Here is a 23819-nt window from a genome sequence, read left to right on the forward strand (position 1 = left end):
ACAAGGCGCACCGTATCGTAGGCTGAGTGGGTAATTTTTTTCTCGACCATGTGCACAGCCGATGAAATTGGTGCAATCGGGCGAATCTTTTTCAACACTGAAAACGGGATGTCTGCAATTCGACGATGCACGCCCTCAACCTGACGCGTACCTTGGTCGAGCGTGGCGGATACCAAGTCAACGATGCCGCGCAAATGCGGTTCAAGTGACTTTTTACGGGACATACAAACCTCTTTGGGCCTTGATTGTTGTTGATCGAATTCTAGAAGAGATTCAAATTCAGCGGTAGGCAAACCATTCCACTGTAAAATACCGAAATTCAGAGACAGATTCAAACATTGTGGCAATCATCATTTACGACCTGGAGTGTGAATACTCCCACCGCTTCGAAGGCTGGTTTCGATCCAACGAGGATTTTGACGACCAACGTGAACAAAAACTGCTGACCTGCCCCGAGTGCGGCACCTCGGCAATTCGCAAAGTACCGTCCAAAATCAACATCGGCGGCAAGGCCCCGCTGGAGCACAAGAAGGGCGACGCGAGAAGCTCTGATTCACCAGCGGCACCCGCAGTACAAAAGCCAAATTCAGTGGATGTGGCCACAGCCTTCGTCATGGCCCGTCAGGCCATTCAGGCCTTGATTAATCACTCAGAAGATGTGGGTGACCGCTTTGCGGAAGAGGCCCGGAAAATTCATTATGAAGAGGCCCCTGTTCGTGCGATTCGAGGGCAGGCCAGTCCCGAGGAATTTGAAGAGTTGCGCGATGAGGGCATTGAAGTAATCGCCTTGCCTGTACTACCTAGCGAAGAAGAATTGAACTGAACTCAGCGGCCATTGATGCCGCTTATTTGACGCGCCTTTTCTCAAGCTTGCGAGCCAGCGTGCGACGGTGCATGCCCAGACGGCGTGCTGTTTCCGAAATATTGAAATCAGTTTCCACAAGTACCTCGTGGATTCGCTCCCATTCCAGGTTTTTGATCGACGTAGTCCTGTTCGTCAATTCAACAGGTTCACTGCCTGCCACATGGCCGAAAGCTGCTTCGATGTCGTCTGTGTTCGAGGGTTTGGCCAAATACTGGCAGGCCCCCAGTTTAATGGCCTCAACAGCCGTGTTGATGCTTGCAAATCCCGTTAACACCACGATCAGCATGGACGGGTTGTGTGCATGCAGGGCCTGAACGCAATTCAGTCCAGAGGAGTTCCCACTGAGCTTCAAGTCCACCACTGCATGGGTTGGAGTTTGCTTCAAGAGGAGGCTCTGCATTTCTTCCTGGCTGCTGGCGTGAAGCACCTTGTAATCACGTCGCTCAAATGATCGTTTTAAAACACGTGCAAACGCCTCGTCGTCTTCAACCAGCAACAAAAGCCTTTCCGTACTGCTACTTTGGCTCATGGCGATTTGTTCTCCTGCAAAATCATGGCGTTTAGCGGCAGGGCTATCACCACTTCCGCCCCACCCTCTTGTCGATTGGTCACGGTCAAAGTGCCGCCCAGTGTTCGCGCCACATTCATGACCAGAAACAAACCAAGACCGCCACCCGGGCGACCCTTGCTCGAATTGTAGGGCGTACCCACCTGTTCAAGAATATCAGTCCTGAAACCCGGACCTTGATCGGCGACAGTTAAAAACAATTGTTCACGATTTTTGGACACTTCAAATCGCAACCAGTTCGGTGACACTTCCAGTGCGTTGTCCAGCACATTGAACACCATTTGCTTCACAGTCGAATCAAACGCAACGGTGAATTCCTCCTCAATGCTGTTGGTGTATTCAAAGTGTTGGGCCGGGCGGCTGCTCTCCCATTCCTCGACCAAATTTTCAAAGAATTCATTCAGGCTGGTTTTAGAGGAAGACTCCCCACGCGTTTCGCCTGCCGACAATAAAATGCCACTGACAATGCTTTTACAGCGCATCAACTGCCCTTCAATTTCCTCGATTTCTTCCAGCATGGCTGGGTCGTTTGAAAATTGAGGCATCCGTTTCCAGTCGCCCAACACCACAGACATGGTGGCCAAAGGTGTACCCAGTTCATGCGCGGCGCCACTGGCCAACAGACCCATTCGCACAATGTGCTCTTCCTCTGCAGCGCGTTGGCGCAGACTGGCCAGCGCCGCATCTCCCGCGCGCAGATTACGTCCGATTCGGGTAATGAAGATCACCAGAAGCGCTGCATTCAGTACAAAACAAATCACCAGGCCTGTCGCATACAGGTCAGCAAGCTTGTAGGTGCTGTTCAACGGCCACACCAGTGGCTTGTTAACAATCGACAAGAAAGCCAGACACACCGTGGTAATGGCCACGACCAGCCAGGTCGACTCAGCGCGCAACAGCACCGCGCTTAAAATGACCTGCAACAGAAACAGAAACACAAAAGGATTGTTAATACCGCCTGTGAAGTAGAGCTGAGCAGTCAGGCTTGCAATATCCACCAACATGGCTAGAAACAATTCGCGATTGCTGACCACGCGTTCTTCGTGCCAGCGAAGGTGACTGCCAATGTTAAAAGCGATCAGGCACACCATCACCGCCAGCATATTGAACATTGGCAACTGTATGCCGAATCCCCAGGTAGCGACGAGAATTGTGGCAATCTGACCACCCACCGCCAGCCAGCGCAGGTGAATCAAATGCAACATGTTTTTGTGGCCGGTTTCATTCAACACGTTTGTTTCATCAAACGCACTGGCACCTTGCCGAATGGAAACAATGTCGGAATTTATGGCCATTGAAATGCGAATCCTGCTGGGAAACCTGAAAAAGCGGGAACTGACTTTGGCGATTTATTTGCGATTCAGCCAAACAGTGATACCCGCCACCATCAAGGCCAAAGCATACCAAGTGAACGCGTACACCAAGTGGCTGTTGTGAAACTTGATGACGGTTAATCCATCCACTGGATAAGTTTTGGGGGTAAATCCCGTAATTTCTTCTCCAAGGTTGCGTGGCGTGCCCGCATCAATAAAGTATGGGGCAACAGACTTCAAATTGTGATGCTTTGAAAGCGCTTCAATGTCACGTGAGTACCAGCGATTGCCCGCCGGGTCGTTCTCTCGCAAAAATGCGCCACCCGTTTCGCTGAGTCTTAGCAAGCCACGCACCTCAAACTGGCCATCGGTGTTTTCAACAGTCATCGGGTCGGCTTCATTCACCGGAATGTACCCCCGGTTAATCCATACAATCTCGCCGTTGGCCTGGCGCAGGGGCGTGAGCAACCAATGCCCGGCCCCCAATACCGTGGTGGCTTGCACACGCGTGGTGTACTGAGGCAGCAAGGCACCTTGCAGTTTCACGTTCAGATATTCATGGGTATCACGACTGACAGCTGGCCATTCGGCTGCCATCGGTGCATCAACAGGTGGAGCATGCACCCGGTTTTCAACCCGCTCAATGAGGTCGATCTTGTAGTCAAGCCTGAAAACCTGCCAAGTACCGAGCGAAAGGAATACGGTGAAAAAAAAGGCCGCCAGGGCAAAGCCCAGCAGCCTTTTCATTGAACTGGATGCATGCACTGAATGGGGCTTTGACACATCATTCATCCTGCACCACACTCCTTCACTTCAACTGTTGAATCGACTCAATGGCCTCATGATTCATGCCCGGCATCATGTTGGTGTTCAAGTGGTACATCACCCAAATTGAACCCACCAGCGTGATCACCACAATAATCAGGGTGAACATCAAGGCCAGCATGGTCCAGCCACCTTCGGATTTGCTGTTCATGTGCAGGAAGTAAACCATGTGCACCACCATTTGAACAGCACCCAGCGCCAGAATCACCAAAGCCGTGGTGGTCGAACTTTCAAACACGCCGCCCATCACCAAGGCGAACGGAATCACCGTCAAAATGACAGCAAGCACGAAGCCGATGGTGTAATCGCGCATGCTGACATGCACTTCATCTTCATCATCGTGATGATCGTGATGGTCGTTGACGTCGTGTGGATGTGCGCTCATGGCAATACTCCCATCAAATAAACGAAGGTAAATACACCGATCCAGATCACGTCCAGGAAGTGCCAGAACATGGAAAGGCACATGACGCGGCGGCGGTTTTCAACAATAAGACCGTGCTTGTTCAATTGGAACAACAACACAACCAGCCAGATGATGCCGAAGAACACGTGCAAACCATGGGTACCCACCAGTGCAAAGAAGGCGGTCAGGAAACCACTGGTTTGCGGTGTGGCACCAATGCTGATGAAATGCCAAAATTCGTAGATTTCAACAGCCAGAAACGCCAGACCAAGCACGCCGGTGATGGCAAGCCACTGAATGGTTTTCTTCAGGTTGCGGTTTTGCATGCCTACCATAGCCACGCCATAGGTGATTGAACTGAGCAACAGGAATGCTGTGTTCAGGGCCACCAGATTCAGGTCGAAAATTTCCGCGCCCGTCGGGCCACCGGCATAGTTGCGACCAATCACTGCATAGGTCGCAAACAGACAGGCGAAGATCAAACAGTCGCTCATCAGGTAAATCCAGAAACCCAGCGAGGAACCGTTTTTCGGATGGTGGTCTTTCACGTAATAACGTGAACTTGGATCAGCCGATGCAGTCCCGGCTGCATTCATCGCTGAATTCATCACTAAATCAGACATGGGCTTGCTCCAGTTTCGTACGCGCGTCTTCGGTGCGGGCCACTTCATCGGCCTTGATGTAGAAGTCGCGTTTGTAATTGAATGTGTGTGCAATCACGGCCACCAACAAGGCCACTGAAGCACCTGCAGCCAACCACCAAATGTGCCACACCAAGGCAAAACCGATCACAGCGCTGATTGCCGAAATAATGAAGCCTGCAGCGGTGTTCTTGGGCATGTGAATATCGACAAAGCCACTGGTTGGTCGCTTGTAACCGTTTTTCTTCATGTCAGCCCACGCGTCCGTGTCGTACACCACGGGAGTGAATGCAAAGTTGTACTCTGCGGGTGGGCTTGAGGTAGCCCATTCCAGCGTACGACCACCCCAGGGGTCACCGGTGGTATCGCGCAACTTGGCGCGATCACGGTATGTGGCATAGAACTGCATGATCATGGCGGCAATACCCACTGCAATCATGGCTGCACCCAGGGCTGCAATCTGGAACCAGATCTGCAGGGATGGATCGTCAAACTGGCTCATGCGACGTGTAACACCCATGAGGCCCAACACGTACAGCGGCATGAAGGCGAAGTAGAAACCGATCACCCAGAACCAGAAAGACACCTTGCCCCAAAATTCATTGAGCTTCACACCCAGCGCTTTGGGTGCCCAAAAGTTGATGGCTGCGAACAGGCCAAACAACACGCCACCGATAATCACGTTGTGGAAGTGAGCGATCAGGAACAGGCTGTTGTGCAACACAAAATCAGCGGGGGGTACCGCCAGCAACACACCTGTCATGCCACCGATTACGAAGGTAATCATGAATGCGATGGTCCACATCATCGGCAACTCGAAACTGATTTTGCCTTTGTACATGGTGAACAGCCAGTTGAATATTTTCGCACCCGTGGGGATGGAAATAATCATCGTGGTAATGCCGAAGAATGCATTGACGCTCGCACCGCTACCCATGGTAAAGAAGTGGTGCAACCAGACCAGGTAGGAAAGAATGGTAATTACGACCGTGGCGTACACCATGGAGCTGTATCCAAACAGGCGCTTGCGGCTGAACGTGGACACCACTTCAGAGAACACGCCAAACAGCGGCAGAATCAGGATGTAAACCTCGGGGTGCCCCCAAATCCAGATCAAATTCACGTACATCATGGAGTTGCCACCCAGATCGTTCGTGAAGAAGTTGGTACCCAAATAGCGGTCCATGGTCAACATGCCCAATACAGCAGTCAATACCGGGAAGGCAGCAACAATCAACACGTTGGCACACAGCGATGTCCACGTGAAAATCGGCATTTTCATCAGGCTCATGCCAGGGGCACGCATTTTCACGATGGTCACGATCAGGTTAACACCCGACAGCAGGGTACCAACCCCCGCGATTTGTAAGGCCCAGATGTAATAGTCGACCCCCACATACGGACTCTGAAAAATTCCAGACAAAGGTGGGTAGGCCAACCAGCCGGTCATGGCAAACTCGCCCACGAACAGGGATGCCATGATCAGCGCCGCACCCATGGCGGTCATCCAGAAGCTGAAGTTGTTCAGGAATGGGAACGCCACATCGCGTGCACCAATCTGCAACGGGATCAGGTAGTTCATCAGACCCGTGATCAAAGGCATGGCCACAAAGAAGATCATGATCACGCCGTGGGCCGTGAAAATTTGATCGTAGTGATGCGGCGGCAGGAAGCCTTCATTGCCGTTAAACGCAATGGCTTGTTGGGCACGCATCATGATGGCGTCTGCAAAGCCACGCATCATCATCACCAAGCCCAGGATCATGTACATGATGCCGATTTTTTTGTGGTCGATACTGGTGAACCAGTCATTCCACAGCGTACCCCACAAACGATTCTTGTGAATCAGGGCCACCAGACTGATACCGATCAGAATGGTCACAGCCAACGTACCCATGATGATGGGGTCGTAATATGGAATCGCGTTAAGCGTTAGCCGCCCGAATATCGGGCTTGTTTCAATTGGATACTGAGTCATAGCCGTTCTTCTCGGATGAAGTAATGAGTGGAAGCGCGTCCGCGTTGGGTGCAATGGTGCACATGGCTTCGTTGATCAGGATTGCCAGTTCGTCGGCTGACAAATTGGTGCGATTGCGCATTGCATCCGCCATCATTTGGGTATCCATGCACACCGTGCCTTCGACTACGCAACGGTTCACAATGGCGTGAAACAGGTTTTGCTCCACGTTGCCAAAGTACTCCACTGGGTGCTTGGTGGTGGGCTTTTCAAGATCGATATACTCTGCACGGTCCAATGTTTGGCCAGCAGACTTGACCTCAGCGACCCATTGATCAAAGTCACGCTCACTGACGCCGCGATATTTGAAGCGCATGTGTGAAAAACCCGCGCCGCTGTAGTTGGCCGAGAAACCTTCCCACTCGCCCGGCTCGTTAATCACGGCATTCAACGTAGTTTCCATGCCGGGCATGGAATAAATTTGACCGGCCAGCGCAGGAATGTAGAACGAATTCATGACGGTGCTGGAAGTAATCTTGAAGCGCACGGGCACATTCACGGGGGTTACCAGCTCATTCACGGTGGCAATTCCTTGCTCTGGGTAAATGAACAACCACTTCCAGTCCAGCGATGTAACCTGCACAACCAGTGGCTTGTGGTCGGCTGGCAGCGGTGTGCTCGCGTCAATCCGATCCAATGGGCGATAGGGGTCGAGTTTGTGGGTACTTACCCAAGTGACCAAACCCAGGATGATAATGATCAGCAAGGGCGCGCCCCAAATCACCAGCTCCAGCTTGGTAGAGTGGTCCCATTCAGGATCGTACTCGGCTTGTGAGTTGGCTTTGCGATACTTCCAGGCAAAAAAACAGGTGAGAAAAATGACCGGCACAATGATGATCAACATCAACACTGTGGACAGTACGATCAAATCGGCCTGTTGCGATGCAATGTCTCCCTTGGGATTCATCACAATGGTGTTACAACCTGCAAGCAGGAAAAGCGGCACCAGCAACAAAAGACTACGTTTCAGTGGCTTGAACATAATACCCAGCACAGTTAGGAAATGATTTCATGCTAATTTACTGACATGGGGTGGCGCTGGGCATTGGACATATTGTCCCAGTTGGCAAATTTCACTTTCAACCCATTGAAAATAAAAACAATATTGTCGCAAGCAAAGATTCGAGGAGAACTTCAAATGTCCGGCACAAGTACAATTCACGCAGAACAGGGCGTCACACCGGGCCACCATGGCAGCAACAGCAACGTTACGCCTGGAGAAATTGCCATTGGAGTGGTGATCGGTCGGGCTTCTGAATATTTTGATTTTTTTGTGTACGCAATTGCTTCGGTGTTGGTGTTTCCGGCGGTGTTTTTCCCGTTTGAAGATCCGCTCACCGGCACCCTCTACTCTTTCCTGATTTTTTCATTTGCTTTCATCGCCCGCCCCTTGGGCACTGTGGCTTTGATGATGGTGCAACAAAAATTCGGCCGGGAAACCAAATTGACCGTTGCCCTGTTCATGCTGGGTATCTCCACGGCGGGTATTGCTTTCTTGCCCAGCTATGCTTCGCTGGGCGCTGCTGCCATTGTGCTGCTGGCCGTGCTTCGAATTGGTCAAGGTCTCGCGTTTGGCGGCTCCTGGGACGGGTTGCCTTCGCTTCTGGCCTTGAACGCCCCTGAAAACAAGCGTGGCTGGTACGCCATGTTGGGCCAACTGGGAGCCCCCATCGGCTTCATCATCGCGGCTGGTTTGTTTGCCTATCTGTTGTTTGCGTTATCGACAGCTGACTTCCTGGACTGGGGCTGGCGTTATCCGTTCTACGTGGCATTTGCCATCAACGTGGTAGCCCTGTTTGCACGCCTGCGCCTGGTGGCCACCAGTGAGTACGCACGCTTGCTCGAAGAGCGCGAACTACAACCCGTGAAGGTCACTGAAATTGTGGGTTCGCAAGGCCACAACATTTTGGTAGGTGCTTTGGCTGCATTGGCCAGTTACGCGCTGTTCCATGTGGTTACCGTGTTCCCGCTGTCCTGGATTGCCCTGCACTCCGAGCGCTCCATTTCTGAATTCCTGGTCATTCAAATTGCAGGCGCGGTGTTGGCTGCCGGTGCTGTGGTACTCAGCGGCGTGATCGCCGACAAACTGGGCCGCAGAAACACACTGGGCTTCCTGGCCATTTTGATTGCTTTGTTCAGCTTCTTCGTGCCACACATGATGGACGGCGGCGACCACGGGCAAACCGCATTTATCCTGATCGGTTTCGTTCTGCTGGGTTTGTCTTATGGCCAGGCTGCTGGTGCTGTAACAGCAAACTTCAAAGCCAAGTACCGCTACATGGGTGCTGCGCTTACTTCTGATTTGGCCTGGCTGGTGGGCGCGGGTTTTGCGCCACTGGTGGCCTTGGGACTGGCCGCACATTTTGGTTTGGAATACGTCAGCCTTTACCTGCTTTCAGGCGCTGTGGGCTCACTGGCTGCGCTTAGCCTGAACCGTGCACTTGAACTGAAAGACTAAAGCTGAAAGTAATATGATTTTCAACACGCAATACCCGCTTGTGCAGGCGCCCATGGCGGGTGTGCAAACCAGTGCGCTGTGCATTGCGGTCAGCAATGCCGGCGGGCTGGGCTCCCTGCCCTGCGCCATGCTCACTGCCAGCCAACTTCGCACCGAATTACTGGCCATTCGAGAAGGCACACACAAGCCCTACAACGTCAATTTTTTTGCCCACACGCCACCGGAAATAGACGCAGCGCGCAACTTGAAATGGAAACACGCGCTAGCACCCTATTACAGTGAATTGGGTTTGAATATCGACGAATTCCCAAGTGGCCAAGGCAGAACACCGTTCAATGATGAATCTGCGGAATTGCTTGAAGAATTCAAACCGCCCTACGTCAGCTTCCATTTTGGTTTGCCCAAACCTGAATTGCTGAAGCGCGTGAAGGCCATGGGTGCACAAGTTATTTCGTCCGCGACGACGGTGGACGAGGCACTTTGGCTTCAAGCCCGAGGTTGCGACTTCATCATCGCCCAAGGTTTGGAAGCTGGCGGACACCGCGGGCACTTTCTGAACCATGATTTGAACCTGCAAATGGGCACTTTTGCCTTGCTACCCCAAATCGTCAAATCAGTGGATGTGCCCGTGATAGCGGCTGGAGGAATCGCGGATTCAAAGGGCGTAACCGCAGCCATGGCTCTGGGCGCAAGTGCTGTTCAAGTGGGTACTGCTTACCTGCTGGCACCGGAATGCAGCACCAGCGCCATTCACAGAAAAGCACTGCAAAGTGAGGCTGCACGCCACACCGCACTGACCAACCTGTTCAGTGGCAGGCCAGCACGCGGCATTGTGAACCGGGTGATGCGTGAACTGGGTGCACTGTCCGAATTTCCACCGGAATTCCCACTGGCCACACCTGGTATCGCACCGCTTCGGGCCAAGGCAGAAAGCATGGGGTCTGGTGATTTTTCGCCTTTGTGGGCTGGTCAAAACGCCAGTGCATGCAAGAACGCGAGCGCTGCGACAATTACACACGAGCTCGCGCAGGGGTTTTTAGGGCTGGGTGCCACAGGCTAAGTCCTGCATCCAAAAGGGTATTTTGGAAGTATAAAGGCCATATACATCCAATAAAAACCCACGAGACATGTCCCACCTATTTCAAGCCCCGAGGCGCAGACGCGCCCTGATTATATTGTGCGCTGCAATTGTGCTGGCAGCTTTGGGCTTTTACGTTTACAAACTCTCGGAAAAATCGGCCACGACAGTCAACCCGATTGACTCGGGATTCGCAAGAAGCATGCTGCTGCACCACGCGCAGGCCATTCAAATGTCGATGATGATGCGCGGTACCGCTTCACCTGAAATTCAGGCTTTGGCGCAATCCATCATCATGAAACAAACCCGTGAAATGGGTGTGATGGAAGGTTGGCTGACCGCGTGGAATGAACCATTGATGGTGGAAGGCCCCCCCATGGCCTGGGTTGAAAATGCCACCAATGTGCGTCACTTGGACGATCAGCTTTATCAAGCCCAATGCAAGGCCGATGGTGGTGCCATGGCAGGCGTGGCTACACCCGAGCAACTTGACCAACTCAAAAACGCCAGTGGCATTGAAAAAGAGATTCTGTTTCTAGAACTGATGCTGGCCCACCACCGCGCCGCGATCCCCATGGCCTGGTTTGCAAACCGAAATGCTCAAACAAGTCTGGTCAAAGCGCTGGCCAGCGCCATGATCCGCGACCAAGGCATGGAAATTGGCTGGATCCAATTGAAATTACAACAACTCAAAAAATCCTGAACTGGAGACATTCCCCATCATGTTGAAAAAACCGACACAAGTGGTAATGGCTGCCTTGTTGTTACCTACACTGGTAGCAGGTTGTCTGGGTGGTTCAGACAGCAGCAGTTCAACAAGCAGCGGGCGAACAAACCCAAACCAAGTGGTAGATGGTTTGAATGTAACTGCCACCCCGCAAGGTCAATGTGGCCCGGGCGCAAAGCCTGAAACAGGCATGCAAGGCCGTGTGTCACAGACAGATCACGATGCAGGTTTGGCTGCCGCGGGGTTTTCCTGCAATACGCAACTGGTGGGCTCCTTTGCACCAGAGCGTGTGATTGGTACCGTGGGCGGCTTCAAGGTTGAACGCTACCGTGACAAAGCTGGACGCGACTGTGCATTTGCCGACAGCACCTTGCTGTTCCCCACCAATATTCTGGACATGGAACTGGGCGTGAATGTGTTCGACATGAGCGACCCCACCAGGCCTGTGCGTACTGCCCGCCTTGTTACGCCTGCCATGCTGTCGCCGCATGAATCGCTGGTGGTCAGCCAGGAAGGTGGTGTGCTGGCTGCTGTGCTGGGCAACCCTGCGTTTGGCCCAGGCATCGTGGATATTTACGATGTGTCAGAAGACTGTCGCAACCCCGTGTTGAAATCGTCCACGCCTCTGGGTTTGTTTGGCCACGAAAGCGGCATTTCTCCAGATGGAAAAACCTTCTTCTCGGGCTCACCCTCCACCTCCACACTGGTGGCACTCGACATTTCCAATCCCAGCCTGCCGCGCCCATTGTGGGCCGGGCAATATTCATCACATGGCCTGTCGATCAGCCCTGATGGCAACCGCGCCTACGTGGCCAGTATTGCTGACCCCGCTGGTATGCTGATCCTTGATATTTCAGAAATTCAGGCCCGCAAGCCCAATCCGCAAGTACGTGAGGTTTCCCGACTCACCTGGGATACAGTAACCATTCCACAAAACGCCATCCCGTTTACTCGGAACGGCAAGCAATATGTGATGGAGGTGGATGAGTATTCAGGCGGCAATGGCGGCCCTATTCCTGTCGGCATTCATGGTCCCAATGTAGGTGCTGCACGCATTATCGACATTTCGGATGAAACAAAACCCAAAGTGATTTCGAACTTGCGGCTCGATGTGCACAACATCGCCAACCGCGAAGAAATTGCAAGTGACCCCGGTGCGCAGAACCCCACTGGCGGGTACGCCGGGCATTACTGCAACATTCCTACGCGAATCAACCCAACCATTGTGGCGTGCAGCATGATTTTGTCGGGCTTACGGATTTTTGATATTCGCGACCCAGCCAACCCTGTTGAAGTGGCTTACTTCAATGCGCCAGTGAAACCGCGTGTGTTAACGTTGCCCGCACCTGCCAGCAACTGGGCCATGTCCAGCCCGGCTTTTGTACCCGAGCACAAGGAAATTTGGTACACCGATGGCTATCAGGGCTTTTATGTGGTCAAAGTAACCAACAACGCATGGAAATAATTCAAACGGAAATGGCGCCAATGAACTTTCAATACCTTAATCTGGAGGTGGCCGAACGTGTGGCCACCGTCACCATCAACCGCCCAGACAAGGGCAATGCACTGGCCCCCGACGTACTGGAGGAAGTGACCCACATGTTCAATGCGCTGGGTATGCGCCAGGATGTGAATGTGATCGTGTTCACCGGGGGTGAGCGCTATTTTTCAGCCGGCTTCGACTTGAACGAAATTCGCAAGCTGGAGAAGGTGAGCAACGAGGCTTACACCGCTTTGTTTCATCGCGCCTACCGCGCCATCCTGTTTTGTGAGCAGCCCGTAATATGCGCCGTGGGTGGTGCGGCAATTGCGGGCGGTTTTGATTTGACCATGATGTGCGACATTCGGTATGCCTCCACTCGGGCCAAGTTTGGACAACGCGAAATTGTGCTGTCACTCACGCCCATCATGGACCCGCTGTGGCGCATCATCGGCATGGGCCGCGCCAAGGAAGTGGCACTAACAGGTCGTATTTACGACGCCGCAGAAGCCGAGCGCATGGGCTATGTCAGCAAGGTGTTTCCAGAAGGCGAATTGCTCAGTTCCGTTGCGCAAATTGCGCGTGACATGGCGCAGTACGACCGCGCCTGTCTGGCTGAAACAAAACGGCTTTCCAATGTAGTGCTGAATCAGGATTTGGACATGTCCATGCGCACGCAGGAATGGTTGTTCAGAAGTTACATCGGTTCAGAAGACAATCACCAACGCATTGACGCGCTGCAGGCGCAATTGGCTGCAGCACGAAAAGCAAAAAGTTAAACCCGTTCAACTGTAGCGCGCGAACTCTACAGGGTCGTGCGCGCAAAACAGCTCAACTTCATCGCCGCTACTTTTCACCAACTCACGCAAACGTGCCTGGGTCGCCACACGTTCGGCAGGCAGTGTTTGCACAAGCTTTTCAAAGAAAGCCACGCCAGCCGGCATGGGGTCCTCGTGCTTCAAGGCCACCTCACTTCGGTGAAAGTATGCGTCGCCACAATGCAAAAGCCACTTGTTGCCGTTCTTCACCGCCACACCCACATGCCCTCGAGTGTGTCCAATCAACGGCACCATCAGCAATTCCACACCGGCAATGGGTCGAATGGCCTGAAAGCCAAACCAGGTTTCGTTGGGTTTCTCGTGAATGTTCCATTTGGGCTTGTGTTCAAACTGCGCTTTTCTGAATCGCAATGAATCGCGCAGGCTTGGGTTTATAGCGTGGCGATGCTCGGGCTCGAACACATGCACTTGCGCGTCGGGAAAATCACTCAAGCCTCCAGCATGATCCAGATCAAGGTGAGTAGGCACGATGTGCTTGACATCGCCGGGCTTCAAACCCAAAGCCCTGATCTGCTCAATCGCTGTTTCTTCAAGGCGCAGCTGAGGAGCCAGCATAGCCACAAAGCCAGCACCCAAGCGCCTGTTGGGCTCCAATACATCGCCTGTACCCAAACCAGTATCTACGAGGATCAGGCCTTCTTCGCTTTCAACCATCAGGCAATGACACACCATTTTAGCCCGCTCGAAAAATCCACCGCTGCCATTGATCAATCGCTTGCAAACCGGGCACATGGTGCCGCAATTCAGGTGGTGAATTTTCATGAGCAAGGTTCCGTGTAGTTAGAGTAAGTTCAGTTTAAGTTGCAACACATGAATAATGCACGCAAGTTCTGATTTGCCCACTCAGTTGCTGATCTGTTGAACCAACAATTCAGCAAAATAGTCACAAGGCGGGCGTTTTGATTTCAGGCTTCTGGACAGCACCACCTCCACAGGCTGCAAAGGTGGCAAACCTTCAACTGTACCCAATCGGACCAAGTGCTCGGGCACGCCGCATTGCGCAAGTGGCGCAATCGCGAGGCCCGCATCGACCATGCTGACCAGTCCTTGCACGGCTGGGCTTTCATACGACATGCGATAGGGAATTTTTGCCTGCTGCAAAGCCTTCAGTGCATGGGCACGCGCGGTACTGCCCTCACCAAACAAGGCAAGGGGCAAGGGGCGCTCTTTCCAGATACTTTTGTTGCTGGCCGATCCAGCCCAAACCAAAGGCTCCATGCGCAACAGCACGCCCGGACAACCCTTGGTGCGTGTAATTACAGCCAGATCCACTTCATTGTCTTTGACCATTTGTGCAATGTGATGGCTTGGGCGACCTATCACTTGTATTTCCACACGGGGATAAGTCGCTGAAAATTTGCGTAACACCGGTGGCAGCAACGATGAGGCATAGTCGTCGGGCACACCAATGCTGACTCGCCCGGTGACTGCAGGCCGGGTTAGTTCTGCAAAGGCTTCATCGCGCAAAGCGAGCATTTGTCGGGCATAGCCAAGCAAGGTGTGTCCCTCTGCGGTCAATTCCAGGTTGCGCGTGTCGCGCAAAAACAAGGCCTTGCCCAGCAGGCCTTCAAGCCCCTTGATTTGCATGCTGACCGCCGAGGGCGAACGGTGCACCCATGCTGCGCCTGCCGCAAAACTGCCGGAATCCGCCACCGCCACCAGCATGCTCAATGCATCCAAATCCAGTTTCTTCATTTCATCAGCTTTTCTGATTAATCAATTTAATTTAATTCGTTTTACGAAATTTATCCAGTGTTGAATAATCCACTTCGCGATTCACCCAACAAGGACAATTGAAGTGAAAGACCTGAGTTCTCTGTATGCCTTTCTGGTGGTGGGAGGGTTGTTGTCCATCACGCCTGGCCCCAACATGATCTATGTGATCTCCCGCTCCATTACGCAAGGGCGACGCGCCGGGTTGACTTCGCTGGGCGGCGTGGTAGTTGGTTATCTTTTTTACATGTTTGGCGCAGCCTTCGGTATTACCGCCTTTTTTAAAACACAGCCCCATGCCGCACAAATTCTAAGTGCATGTGGTGCGGTATACATGGGCTGGCTGGGCTGGAATGCGATTCGCCCTGGGGGACGCTCCCCGCTTGAAATTCGTGAACAGCTACCTCAAGAGCATTCGGGCAAATTGTTTGCCATGGGGGCAACAACCAGCCTGCTTAACCCGAAACTGGCGCTGATTTTCCTTACCTTGCTGCCCCAGTTTATTGACGAAACACAAGGCCGGGTATTGGAACAGTCGCTTTTTTACGGCGGCTTGCTCATCGCGATGTTTGCAGGCGTGAATGCTTGCATGGCGATATTCTCTGGCAGCATGGCCAATTTCCTGGCCCGAAAACCCGCATGGCTCTTGGCACAGCGCCTGCTGATGGGAATTACTTTGCTTGCATTGAGTGCAGAGATGGCAATCCAAGCCATGGGTTGATATGCTTGGTCTGTTGTAGAGGTATTACCCAAGGAATTTGATCATGTCAAAAGCGGCCATGCCACTGTTTCCGCTCACCACAGTGTTGTTCCCACAAGGTGTTTTAAATCTTCAAATTTTTGAGGTTCGGTATCTCGACTTGATGAAAAAATGCCTGCGCGACAACACACCATTTGGTGTGGTCAGCCTGCTGGACGGCAACGAGGTGCGCCGCCCCGACGAGAAAATTCAACTGGCCAAGATAGGTACACTGGTCAACATTGAAAAACACGAGTTTGTGACTCCCACGCTGATAGAAATTTCAACAGTGGGCAGCCAGCGATTCAAGTTATTGAATGCCATGCAAGAGAAGAACGGTTTGTGGATGGGCGAAATTCAAACCTTGCCAGCCGACCCGGTGGTTGAAATTCCAGACTACCTCCAAGGCAGTGCAAATGCCCTGGCACGGTTGATCAACTCGATCGATGAAAATGAAATTGCTGAGGAACAGCTGCCATTTCGCAAACCGTACAAGTTGATGGATTGTGGCTGGGTGGCCAACCGCTGGTGCGAACTGTTGCCCTTGGACAAACCCACCAAGCTGCAATTGCTGGCTTTGGACAACCCTTTGCTACGCCTTGAGTTGATTGATGACACCCTTGCGGCACAGGGTTTATTGAAGAGTTGACCGAATCTACAAAGCAGCCTAACATTCGGCCATGATCACACATAACCGACTCACCGCAGCCTCACTGCATACTTTGCTGAACAGCAAGGCGTGCGGCCGCGTGCATGTCTGTCCGCCGGCCGCAGATTCCTCAGCCCGGCGATCACCCACCTCCCTCTGATTACGCGCACAAAATTCGCATCGCCGGGCACACCTCAAGCGCAACAGCCTGAGAGTTGAACCATGAACAAATTACACATGTCCGAAAGATGGATGAATGAGCTGGACCTGGCTCGCATCAACAAATTGAATGCACCGTTTCCGCCCGAGTTACGGGAGGCCATTGATGATGCAGAAGTGATCAAACCGCAGGAAATGCCTGCTGATGTCATTACCATGAACAGCCTGTTTACGATTGTCGAAAAAGAAAGTGGCTCGAGTAACAAACTGATGTTGTGTTACCCAAGCGATGCTGAACCCGCGAAGGGATTTATTTCGGTGTTGTCACCTGCAGGTGCCAGTCTGCTAGGGCGCAAGGCAGGCACATTGGCCCAATGGGCAACCCCCAACGGGGAACAACATTTTGCCATGGTAAAGGAAATATTGTTTCAGCCCGAGGCCAGTGGTGACTACACCACTTAAGGAAATCAGCCATTGGCAGTAATCACCACCTTGCCCACCACTTTCCGGTCGAGCAAATCCTGCAGGGCCTGAGCGCCCTGCGCGAGTGAATATACCTTGGACACCAAGGGTTTCAGTTTGCCCTCTTCGATCAAGGCAAACATTTCGCCCAGGTCTCTGATGAAGTCAAACAACTGACGATTCACAAACTCACCCCAAAATACACCCACAATTGATGCGCCTTTCAATAGGGGCAGGTTCAACGGAATACTGGGAATGTCACCGTCTGCAAAACCGATCACCAGATAGCGTCCGTTCCAGCCTATGCTTCGGAACGCAGGCTCGGCAAACTTGCCACCCACAGGATCAAAAATGACATTCGGACCTTTCCCGGCGGTGAGTTCTTTCACACGGTCGCGCAAATCTTCGGTGCTGTAATTGATCAGCTCATCAGCACCGTTTTCTTTGCAAATGGCCAGTTTTTCAGCACTGGATGCCGCCGCAATCACTTTGGCACCCAAGGCTTTAGCAATTTGAATCGCAGCCAGGCCTACACCACCCGCAGCACCCAACACCAACAGGGTTTCGCCCTCTTTCAATTGGGCGCGGCCCTTCAGTGCATGGTAGGAAGTACCATAGGCCAGAGTGAAGGATGCAGCCGTTTCGAAACTGATTACGGGCGGCATGGGAATGATCTGCTTGGCCTGCACCAGCACCTTCTCGGCGAAGGCACCATGGGTGCACATGGCAATCACACGATCACCCACTTTCACATTCTTGACGCCCTCACCGAGCGCAGCCACCACACCTGCCAATTCAGCGCCTGGCGCAAACGGCAACGCAGGTTTGAACTGGTATTTGCCCTGAATGATCAGCGCATCCGGAAAATTGACACCGGCTGCTTTCATGTCCACCACCACTTGGCCAGGCCCCGGCTGCGGGTCGGCTGTTTCCTGGAACACCAAGGTGTTGGGCAAACCCAGGCTGTTGCACATCAATGCTTTCATTGTTTTTTCTCCTCTTTACTTTTTTATTTGGGCAGCGTCGGGTTTTGCTGATTCAGAATTTCTTTCATCCGGGTTTCAATCACCGGGAACATGTAGCTGTGCGGAATCACATAGAAGCGCTTTTCAGAAATCGCATTGAACGTTTCTACTGCCATGTCATCGGCAGTCAATTGCCCGCTGGCAATGGCTTTCCCAATGCGTTTGTTCAACTGCGCCGTCAAACCTTCAATCGGCTTGGTTTGTGCCACATCACTGGGCCGGTTGCGTTCAGAATTTCCAATACCAGTGGGCACCCAAGCCGGACATAACAAAGAAACGCCGATGGGCGATTGGGTCATTTGCAATTCAAGGCTCAAGGTCTCGCTCAGCGTAACCACGCCATGCTTGCTGACGTTGTAGGCCGCCATACCGGGGTTGGACACCAGGCCCGCGACTGACGCGGTGTTGACAATGTGCGCAGGGCCACCTTGCGCCTGCATGCGCGGCAGGAACTCCGATATGCCGTGCACCACACTCCACAAATTCACTTGCAGAATCCATTCCCAATCGGCCACTGTGTGTTCCCAAGTGGTGCGCGCTAAAGCGACACCTGCGTTGTTGAACAACAGGTGCACACCATTGAACCGGTCATACGCCGCATCAGCCAGTGCCTTGATTTCTGCTGCGTGACGCACATCGGTACGCAAAGCCAGTACACGATCAGCGGGAAGACTCAGCTGTTCTGCTGCGGCTTGAAGTGCAGCCTCATCGATATCGGCCAACACTAGGCTCATGCCTTGTGCAGCGGCGTGTTTGGCCAATGCAAAACCAATACCGCTGGCCGCCCCGGTGATCACGGCGGTTTTGCCGTTGAAGTTGTTCATTGTTTGTTGTCTCCAAATTGCTTGTCGTTTTAATCATAGACCTGCCAAGCGATCCACACCGTTACTGCAGCAGATAATTCACCGGAGTTAAATTGGGAGGCAAATCTTCTTTGTTCAGGCTTTCCAGCAAGTCCACTTCAATGACACGAACCAGTGCATTCAAAGGCAAGTCGTTGTCGAGCAGTCCAAACGGTTCCTCCAATTCATCGCCCAGGTAATCAAGACCAAAAAAGGTGTATGCAATGGTAGCCACAATCAAGGGGGTCAAAAAATTTAGGCTGGGTGCCAGTGAAAAAGGAAGCAGTAAACAGAACAACCATGCGGTACGCCTTAACAACAGGGAATATGCAAAGGGTGTTGGCGTAGTTTTTATGCGTTCGCATGCCCCCTGCACAGCGGCCAGCGCACTCACCTTCTGGCTCAGAATTTGATACACGATGTCAGAAATCAAACCTTGACGGTACAAGTCCGCCAAGCGTGCATCAAATGACTGCAGAACCGCATTGGGCACATTGCGGGACTTCTTTATCGACGTTTTGTCAGATTCATTCAGCCATTTCGAAACCGCCTGTGCTTCATCTTGATCACGAAGACGGGCGGCCAAAGCATGAGAAAACCCAATCAACAAACTGACCAAAACTTCGCGCTGGGCCACATTTGGAAACAGTGCTGCAAGCTCCCGGGCCAAATTACGGGAATACACGATCAAATCGCCCCAGTGCTTGCGTGCCTCCCACCAACGATCGTAGCAGGCATTGTTTCTGAAACCTAAAAATACTGATAACGCCAAACCCAAAATGGAAAAGGTACCCAGGCCGGCGTTCAGGAATTCTATGGGTTCTCCATGGGACCACCACACCACAAGGCATGACAACAATGCAATGGCCAACACTTTCCAGGCAATGTGACGAACCACGGAACCACGGAGGATGAATAGGAGCTGATACGCACGGGGGCGGGGTCGAACAATCATGGTGCACTTGGCTGCAGCAGTAATAGACCTATCGATTATTGCCCAAGTCTGGCCGTTAGATGGCACCGATACGACGATCTCTTTTCAAGAACAGAAAATCATGTTGGAATTTGAGAATGAAACACACCACCTCCAGTCTTCGGGTATTTATTCTCCTCATCGGCTTGCTGCTTGGTCCGCCAAGCTGGGCTGCCTGTAACTACGCCCCCATACCCAATCCCCACCCTGATGGCATCGGCAAATCTTATTGTGATCGCCATATTTCGAAGGTCATGGGCTGGCAAGGCGCATCCTGGCTTGAGCGGCCACAGCGTCTTCAAGAAGAGCGCACTGATTTACTGATCCAAAAATTGAATTTAAAACCCGGCATGGTGGTGGGTGACATCGGCGCTGGCACCGGGCATATTTCGACCATGATGACTGAAAGAATTGCGCCCGATGGAGTTGTTTGGGCGGTCGATATTCAACCGCAAATGATCAAGATGCTACAAAAGAAGGCAGAGAGTTTGCCCAAAGGCCGACTGCAAATTCGGCAGTCCAGCGAGAAGAACCTGAACCTGCCCGACCGAATATTGGATGTAGCAATCATGGTGGATGTGTACCACGAGCTTGAATACCCACGCGAGACGCTTCAATCATTGATGAAAGCGGTAAAAAGGGGCGGAAAAATTGTATTTGTGGAATACCGTGCCTTTGACCCCGATGTACCGATCAAAGCGCTTCATACCATGAGCGTTGCACAGGTTCAGAAAGAAGCCGAAGACCTGGGGCTGAAATATGAAAAAGCAGAAAGCCTGAGTTGGCAGAACATGATTACTTTCATCAATCCGTAGATGAATCATTCAACCAGCGCAACACACCTTGCCCGGCAGCCATTCCTGTTGCAAAACAGGCAGTGAGCAAATAACCACCTGTAGGTGCCTCCCAGTCCAGCATTTCACCTGCGGCAAAAGTGCCGGGCTTGTTGCTCAACATGTAATTGCTGTCCATGCCTTCAAAGCGCACGCCACCCGCCGTGCTGATGGCTTCATCAATAGGCCGCGCGGCGTGAACAGTGATGGGTAGTTCCTTGATGGTTGCGACAACCTGATCGATATTTCTGAAATCATCTTTACCCAATACCTCATGCAACAATGCCAACTTCACGCCTGCAATTCCCAACTTGCTTTTGAAATAACTGGACATGGATTGACTGCTTCGTGCCCACCCTGCCACTTCGGATCGAACGCGATCCGCGCTACGCCCGGGCAACAAGTCAAGCAAGAAAGTGGCGCTACCCTGTGCATTCAAACACTGACGAATTTCACGTGAGAATGCATACACAAGGCTGCCTTCCACACCATGCCGGCCAATAACCATTTCACCCTGTCGCTCAACTACATGGCCCTGTACGCTGGTGAATTTCAAGGCGACCGATTTCAGTGGTGCACCGGCAAACTTCTCGCGCAGGTAATCGCTCCAATTCACTTCAAAGCCGCAATTCGCGCTTTCAAGATCGGCAACTTCCACCCCTGCGCCGCGCAGCCAAGGCACCAAGGCTCCGTCAGATCCCAACTTCGGCCAACTGGCCCCACCCAGCGCGAGCACTGTAGCCGTGGGCAAATGTTCAATGAGGCCGCCCGGTGTCTTAAACTGCAACTGCCCTTGCACCCCCCAACCTTGCCACCTGTGACGCACGTGCATGCGCACGCCCTTGCCTCTCAGGCGGTGCAGCCAGGCACGCAACATGGGAGCGGCTTTCATTTCTTTCGGAAATACCCGGCCTGAAGTGCCAACAAAGGTTTCAATACCCAGGCCATGTACCCACGCGCACAACTGCTCGGGGGTGAAAAGATCAAGCGTAGTTTGTAGATGAGGTTGTTTGTCGGCATAGCGGCTGCAGAATTTTGAATAGTCCTCACTGTGAGTAATGTTCAAACCACCAATGCCGGCCAGCAAAAACTTGCGGCCAAACGATGGCATTGCATCAAACAGATCCACTTGCACGCCCGCATCGCTAAGCACCTCTGCGGCCATCAGGCCTGCAGGACCGCCACCCACCACTGCCACAGTCTTGCTCGAATTATTCAATTTCATCACAGTAAGCGGCAACAAGAATGAGTGGATACACGAAGGCCCAATTATAGGGCACGGATCAAATCTGTACCCGTGTACCCAACTCCACTACAGCATTTGAAGGCAACCGGAAGTAATCCACCACACCACCGGCATTACGACTCATAGTTGCAAACAGTTGCTCGCGCCATTTCGCCATGCCTGAGCCCGCGGTTGGCACCACAGTTTCCCGGCTTAAAAAATAGGTGGTTTCGAACAGGGAAATCTTAAGCCCAACCTCATCGGTCAACTCCAGCGCCTTGGGAATGTCGGGCGTATTCATGAAACCGTAACGCACAGTCACCTGCCAGAAACCACGGCTTAGCGATTTCACTTCAACCCGGTTCAAATTGCTAACCCACGGCACACTCTCAAACACCACCGTCAAAATAACATTCGATGCATGCAACACTTGGTTGTGTTTCAAGTTGTGCAGAAGAGCCATGGGTACTTTGTCAGGGTCGGCCACTGGATACACTGCGGTGCGATAGGCGCGGTTAATCTGATCCACATTCAGCGTGGGCAAAAAATCGTTCAAATCAATGCCGTCTTTCTGAATGCTTTTCATCAGCAGTTTTCGGCCTCGCCACCAGGTGGACATAACAACAAACAGCGCCAAGCCTAATACGATTGGAAACCAGCCTCCATCGAACAACTTGAATGCGCAACTGATCACGAGCAGCATGTCGATCAGAATAAAGAAAATGGTTGCGCCCACCGACAACCACGCTGGCAAACCCCACCTGTGGCGAATCACAAAATAAGTCAGCGTGGTGGTAATCAGCATGGTCAGCGTCACTGCAATGCCATAGGCGCCGGCCAGGTTAGATGAGTTCTGAAACATCAGCACCGCCATTAACACACCTGTCAGCAACAGCCAGTTCACAGCAGGCATGTAAATTTGGCCCGACTCTTTCGCCGAAGTGTATTGAATTTTCATGCGCGGCAAAAAGCCCAGTTGAATGGCCTGCTTGCTCATGGAATAAGCACCAGAGATAACAGCCTGTGATGCAATAATTGCAGCCATGGTGGCCAGGCAAAGCACGGGGATTACCCAGGCATCGGGGAAAGAACGGTAGAACGGATTTTCAATGGCGGCCGGGTCGGCAATCAGCAACGCGCCCTGCCCCAAGTAATTCAAGGCCAAACACGGAAACACCAAAAACGTCCAGGCCAGGCGAATCGGTTTTTTACCAAAGTGGCCCATGTCAGCATACAGCGCCTCTGCACCAGTCAAAGCCAGCACAATTGCGCCAAACGCGGCAAACAAACCCCAACCGCGATCCAGAATGAATTGAATACCATGTACAGGGTTCAGGGCATGCAGAATTTCCGGTGCATTCGCAATATTAATCACACCCACTGCGCCCAAGGTGGCAAACCACAGCACAATAATCGGTCCGAAGAAGCGCCCCACCACGGAGGTTCCGTAACGCTGCACAGCAAAAAGGCCAATCAGGATCAACACACTGAGCGGAATAATGTAAGGCGTTAAAGTGGGTGTAATCAGAGTGAGGCCTTCCATGGCACCCAACACTGAAATGGCAGGTGTAATCACGCTGTCGCCATAAAACAAAGTCGCACCAAATACGCCGATCAAGAGCAACACGGTTTTCAGTTTCGGGTTTTTTCGAACTGCTTCCGAGGCCAATGCGGTCAGCGCCAAGCCACCGCCCTCGCCATTGTTGTCGGCTTTCAAAATCAGGATCACATACTTCAAAGTGACCACCAACATCAATGCCCAGAAAATCACGGAAATAGCACCCGTCAGGTTCTCGGGATTCAGGGGTACCCCGCTGTTTTCGCCGAACACTTCTTTGACTGTGTAGAGGGGGCTTGTACCGATATCACCATACACCACGCCAATCGCACCCAAGGTGAGTGCGGCCAGGCCGGCTTTGGTCTTGTCTGTTGATTCAGATTTATTCATGGTTGTAACGCACTTGCACTGTGTAAACAGACTG

General features: G+C 52.4%; 25 protein-coding genes. 10 read left to right on the forward strand and 15 right to left on the reverse strand.

What is annotated here, in order from left to right:
• The coding region (locus A0129_RS08525; protein WP_291714187.1) for a hypothetical protein at window positions 1-224 on the reverse strand (224 nt) is incomplete at its 3' end.
• Between the two features lie 116 nt (window positions 225-340).
• Here A0129_RS08525 and A0129_RS08530 point away from each other — a divergent pair.
• Window positions 341-823 carry a DUF1178 family protein gene (locus tag A0129_RS08530; protein ID WP_291714190.1) on the forward strand — a complete coding sequence of 161 codons (483 nt, stop codon included), beginning with the start codon at window positions 341-343 and terminating at the stop codon, window positions 821-823.
• A gap of 22 nt (window positions 824-845) precedes the next feature.
• On the opposite strand, the gene A0129_RS08535 is transcribed toward A0129_RS08530, so the two are convergent.
• From A0129_RS08535 to cyoA, 7 genes are read right to left on the reverse strand one after another with little or no spacing between them, the layout of a single operon-like run.
• Window positions 846-1394, reverse strand: coding sequence for a response regulator transcription factor (locus tag A0129_RS08535; protein WP_291714192.1), 549 nt, complete (start codon window positions 1392-1394; stop codon window positions 846-848).
• The gene (locus A0129_RS08540; protein ID WP_291714194.1) at window positions 1391-2728 is read right to left on the reverse strand and encodes an ATP-binding protein; all 1338 of its coding nucleotides are present in this window, start codon (window positions 2726-2728) and stop codon (window positions 1391-1393) included. Before A0129_RS08540 ends, A0129_RS08535 begins: the two co-directional genes overlap by 4 nt.
• 54 nt (window positions 2729-2782) lie before the next feature.
• A complete protein-coding gene (locus A0129_RS08545; protein ID WP_291714195.1) occupies window positions 2783-3538 on the reverse strand; it encodes an SURF1 family protein in 756 nt (251 codons plus the stop codon).
• A 16-nt stretch (window positions 3539-3554) separates the two neighbouring features.
• On the reverse strand, window positions 3555-3956 hold the full coding sequence (gene cyoD, locus A0129_RS08550) for a cytochrome o ubiquinol oxidase subunit IV (protein ID WP_275271662.1): 402 nt from the start codon (window positions 3954-3956) through the stop codon (window positions 3555-3557).
• Complete coding sequence (gene cyoC / locus A0129_RS08555) at window positions 3953-4585, reverse strand: cytochrome o ubiquinol oxidase subunit III (RefSeq protein WP_171101405.1); 633 nt, start codon at window positions 4583-4585, stop codon at window positions 3953-3955. The genes cyoD and cyoC overlap by 4 nt, the downstream gene beginning before the upstream one ends.
• 7 nt (window positions 4586-4592) lie before the next feature.
• Entirely contained in the window at window positions 4593-6596 is a 2004-nt protein-coding gene (gene cyoB / locus A0129_RS08560; protein ID WP_291714197.1) for a cytochrome o ubiquinol oxidase subunit I, read from the reverse strand.
• Window positions 6577-7617, reverse strand: coding sequence for a ubiquinol oxidase subunit II (cyoA, locus tag A0129_RS08565; protein WP_291714199.1), 1041 nt, complete (start codon window positions 7615-7617; stop codon window positions 6577-6579). The genes cyoB and cyoA overlap by 20 nt, the downstream gene beginning before the upstream one ends.
• Before the next feature lie 156 nt (window positions 7618-7773).
• Here cyoA and A0129_RS08570 point away from each other — a divergent pair, with 156 nt between their 5' ends.
• From A0129_RS08570 to A0129_RS08590, 5 genes are all read left to right on the forward strand, one after another.
• A complete protein-coding gene (locus A0129_RS08570; protein ID WP_291714201.1) occupies window positions 7774-9093 on the forward strand; it encodes an MFS transporter in 1320 nt (439 codons plus the stop codon).
• A 13-nt stretch (window positions 9094-9106) separates the two neighbouring features.
• The gene (locus tag A0129_RS08575) at window positions 9107-10153 is read left to right on the forward strand and encodes a nitronate monooxygenase family protein (protein WP_291714203.1); all 1047 of its coding nucleotides are present in this window, start codon (window positions 9107-9109) and stop codon (window positions 10151-10153) included.
• 67 nt (window positions 10154-10220) lie between these two features.
• A complete protein-coding gene (locus tag A0129_RS08580) occupies window positions 10221-10874 on the forward strand; it encodes a DUF305 domain-containing protein (RefSeq protein WP_291714205.1) in 654 nt (217 codons plus the stop codon).
• 19 nt (window positions 10875-10893) lie between these two features.
• Window positions 10894-12363 carry a hypothetical protein gene (locus tag A0129_RS08585; RefSeq protein ID WP_291714207.1) on the forward strand — a complete coding sequence of 490 codons (1470 nt, stop codon included), beginning with the start codon at window positions 10894-10896 and terminating at the stop codon, window positions 12361-12363.
• A 20-nt stretch (window positions 12364-12383) separates the two neighbouring features.
• Window positions 12384-13157, forward strand: a complete 774-nt coding sequence (locus tag A0129_RS08590; protein ID WP_291714209.1) for an enoyl-CoA hydratase/isomerase family protein — start codon at window positions 12384-12386, stop codon at window positions 13155-13157.
• A gap of 6 nt (window positions 13158-13163) precedes the next feature.
• On the opposite strand, the gene A0129_RS08595 is transcribed toward A0129_RS08590, so the two are convergent.
• Together A0129_RS08595 and A0129_RS08600 are read right to left on the reverse strand one after the other, a co-directional pair.
• On the reverse strand, window positions 13164-13979 hold the full coding sequence (locus A0129_RS08595) for an MBL fold metallo-hydrolase (protein WP_291714211.1): 816 nt from the start codon (window positions 13977-13979) through the stop codon (window positions 13164-13166).
• An 81-nt stretch (window positions 13980-14060) separates the two neighbouring features.
• Entirely contained in the window at window positions 14061-14912 is an 852-nt protein-coding gene (locus tag A0129_RS08600; RefSeq protein ID WP_291714213.1) for a LysR substrate-binding domain-containing protein, read from the reverse strand.
• Window positions 14913-15015: 103 nt separating this feature from the next.
• Between A0129_RS08600 and A0129_RS08605 the strand changes: the two genes are divergently transcribed.
• From A0129_RS08605 to A0129_RS08615, 3 genes are all read left to right on the forward strand, one after another.
• The gene (locus A0129_RS08605; protein ID WP_291714215.1) at window positions 15016-15651 is read left to right on the forward strand and encodes a LysE family translocator; all 636 of its coding nucleotides are present in this window, start codon (window positions 15016-15018) and stop codon (window positions 15649-15651) included.
• Window positions 15652-15694: 43 nt separating this feature from the next.
• On the forward strand, window positions 15695-16318 hold the full coding sequence (locus A0129_RS08610) for an LON peptidase substrate-binding domain-containing protein (protein ID WP_291714217.1): 624 nt from the start codon (window positions 15695-15697) through the stop codon (window positions 16316-16318).
• A gap of 222 nt (window positions 16319-16540) precedes the next feature.
• On the forward strand, window positions 16541-16939 hold the full coding sequence (locus A0129_RS08615; protein WP_291714219.1) for a GreA/GreB family elongation factor: 399 nt from the start codon (window positions 16541-16543) through the stop codon (window positions 16937-16939).
• 5 nt (window positions 16940-16944) lie between these two features.
• Here A0129_RS08615 and A0129_RS08620 read toward each other — a convergent pair whose 3' ends face one another.
• From A0129_RS08620 to A0129_RS08630, 3 genes are all read right to left on the reverse strand, one after another.
• Window positions 16945-17925, reverse strand: coding sequence for an NADPH:quinone oxidoreductase family protein (locus A0129_RS08620; RefSeq protein ID WP_291714221.1), 981 nt, complete (start codon window positions 17923-17925; stop codon window positions 16945-16947).
• A 23-nt stretch (window positions 17926-17948) separates the two neighbouring features.
• Window positions 17949-18788: an SDR family NAD(P)-dependent oxidoreductase gene (locus A0129_RS08625; RefSeq protein WP_291714222.1), complete on the reverse strand. Its 840-nt coding sequence runs from the start codon at window positions 18786-18788 to the stop codon at window positions 17949-17951.
• A 61-nt stretch (window positions 18789-18849) separates the two neighbouring features.
• Entirely contained in the window at window positions 18850-19761 is a 912-nt protein-coding gene (locus A0129_RS08630) for a bestrophin family protein (protein ID WP_291714223.1), read from the reverse strand.
• Window positions 19762-19877: 116 nt separating this feature from the next.
• Between A0129_RS08630 and A0129_RS08635 the strand changes: the two genes are divergently transcribed.
• A complete protein-coding gene (locus A0129_RS08635; RefSeq protein ID WP_291714224.1) occupies window positions 19878-20594 on the forward strand; it encodes a class I SAM-dependent methyltransferase in 717 nt (238 codons plus the stop codon).
• Here the strand turns inward: A0129_RS08635 and A0129_RS08640 are convergent.
• Window positions 20584-21837 (reverse strand): TIGR03862 family flavoprotein, encoded by a 1254-nt coding sequence (locus A0129_RS08640; protein WP_291714225.1) that lies wholly within the window; start codon window positions 21835-21837, stop codon window positions 20584-20586. The genes A0129_RS08635 and A0129_RS08640 overlap by 11 nt on opposite strands.
• A 58-nt stretch (window positions 21838-21895) precedes the next feature.
• Entirely contained in the window at window positions 21896-23785 is a 1890-nt protein-coding gene (locus tag A0129_RS08645; protein WP_291714226.1) for a potassium transporter Kup, read from the reverse strand.
• Between the last annotated feature and the right edge of the window lie 34 nt (window positions 23786-23819).

The organism is Limnobacter sp. CACIAM 66H1 (genome assembly GCF_001601825.1).
In the GTDB taxonomy this organism is placed as follows: domain Bacteria; phylum Pseudomonadota; class Gammaproteobacteria; order Burkholderiales; family Burkholderiaceae_B; genus Limnobacter.

Excerpts from the sequence above, each read along its gene's own strand:
- A0129_RS08580 (WP_291714205.1), top strand. The coding sequence starts at position 10,221 with ATGTCCCACCTATTTCAAGCCCCGAGGCGCAGACGCGCCCTGATTATA.
- A0129_RS08610 (WP_291714217.1), top strand. The coding sequence starts at position 15,695 with ATGTCAAAAGCGGCCATGCCACTGTTTCCGCTCACCACAGTGTTGTTC.
- cyoA (WP_291714199.1), bottom strand. The coding sequence starts at position 7,617 with ATGTTCAAGCCACTGAAACGTAGTCTTTTGTTGCTGGTGCCGCTTTTC.
- A0129_RS08625 (WP_291714222.1), bottom strand. The coding sequence starts at position 18,788 with ATGAACAACTTCAACGGCAAAACCGCCGTGATCACCGGGGCGGCCAGC.
- A0129_RS08645 (WP_291714226.1), bottom strand. The coding sequence starts at position 23,785 with ATGAATAAATCTGAATCAACAGACAAGACCAAAGCCGGCCTGGCCGCA.
- A0129_RS08630 (WP_291714223.1), bottom strand. The coding sequence starts at position 19,761 with ATGATTGTTCGACCCCGCCCCCGTGCGTATCAGCTCCTATTCATCCTC.
- cyoD (WP_275271662.1), bottom strand. The coding sequence starts at position 3,956 with ATGAGCGCACATCCACACGACGTCAACGACCATCACGATCATCACGAT.
- A0129_RS08545 (WP_291714195.1), bottom strand. The coding sequence starts at position 3,538 with ATGAATGATGTGTCAAAGCCCCATTCAGTGCATGCATCCAGTTCAATG.
- A0129_RS08640 (WP_291714225.1), bottom strand. The coding sequence starts at position 21,837 with ATGAAATTGAATAATTCGAGCAAGACTGTGGCAGTGGTGGGTGGCGGT.
- cyoB (WP_291714197.1), bottom strand. The coding sequence starts at position 6,596 with ATGACTCAGTATCCAATTGAAACAAGCCCGATATTCGGGCGGCTAACG.
- A0129_RS08590 (WP_291714209.1), top strand. The coding sequence starts at position 12,384 with ATGAACTTTCAATACCTTAATCTGGAGGTGGCCGAACGTGTGGCCACC.
- A0129_RS08570 (WP_291714201.1), top strand. The coding sequence starts at position 7,774 with ATGTCCGGCACAAGTACAATTCACGCAGAACAGGGCGTCACACCGGGC.
- A0129_RS08620 (WP_291714221.1), bottom strand. The coding sequence starts at position 17,925 with ATGAAAGCATTGATGTGCAACAGCCTGGGTTTGCCCAACACCTTGGTG.
- A0129_RS08595 (WP_291714211.1), bottom strand. The coding sequence starts at position 13,979 with ATGAAAATTCACCACCTGAATTGCGGCACCATGTGCCCGGTTTGCAAG.
- cyoC (WP_171101405.1), bottom strand. The coding sequence starts at position 4,585 with ATGAATTCAGCGATGAATGCAGCCGGGACTGCATCGGCTGATCCAAGT.
- A0129_RS08585 (WP_291714207.1), top strand. The coding sequence starts at position 10,894 with ATGTTGAAAAAACCGACACAAGTGGTAATGGCTGCCTTGTTGTTACCT.
- A0129_RS08600 (WP_291714213.1), bottom strand. The coding sequence starts at position 14,912 with ATGAAGAAACTGGATTTGGATGCATTGAGCATGCTGGTGGCGGTGGCG.
- A0129_RS08635 (WP_291714224.1), top strand. The coding sequence starts at position 19,878 with ATGAAACACACCACCTCCAGTCTTCGGGTATTTATTCTCCTCATCGGC.
- A0129_RS08540 (WP_291714194.1), bottom strand. The coding sequence starts at position 2,728 with ATGGCCATAAATTCCGACATTGTTTCCATTCGGCAAGGTGCCAGTGCG.
- A0129_RS08615 (WP_291714219.1), top strand. The coding sequence starts at position 16,541 with ATGAACAAATTACACATGTCCGAAAGATGGATGAATGAGCTGGACCTG.
- A0129_RS08575 (WP_291714203.1), top strand. The coding sequence starts at position 9,107 with ATGATTTTCAACACGCAATACCCGCTTGTGCAGGCGCCCATGGCGGGT.
- A0129_RS08535 (WP_291714192.1), bottom strand. The coding sequence starts at position 1,394 with ATGAGCCAAAGTAGCAGTACGGAAAGGCTTTTGTTGCTGGTTGAAGAC.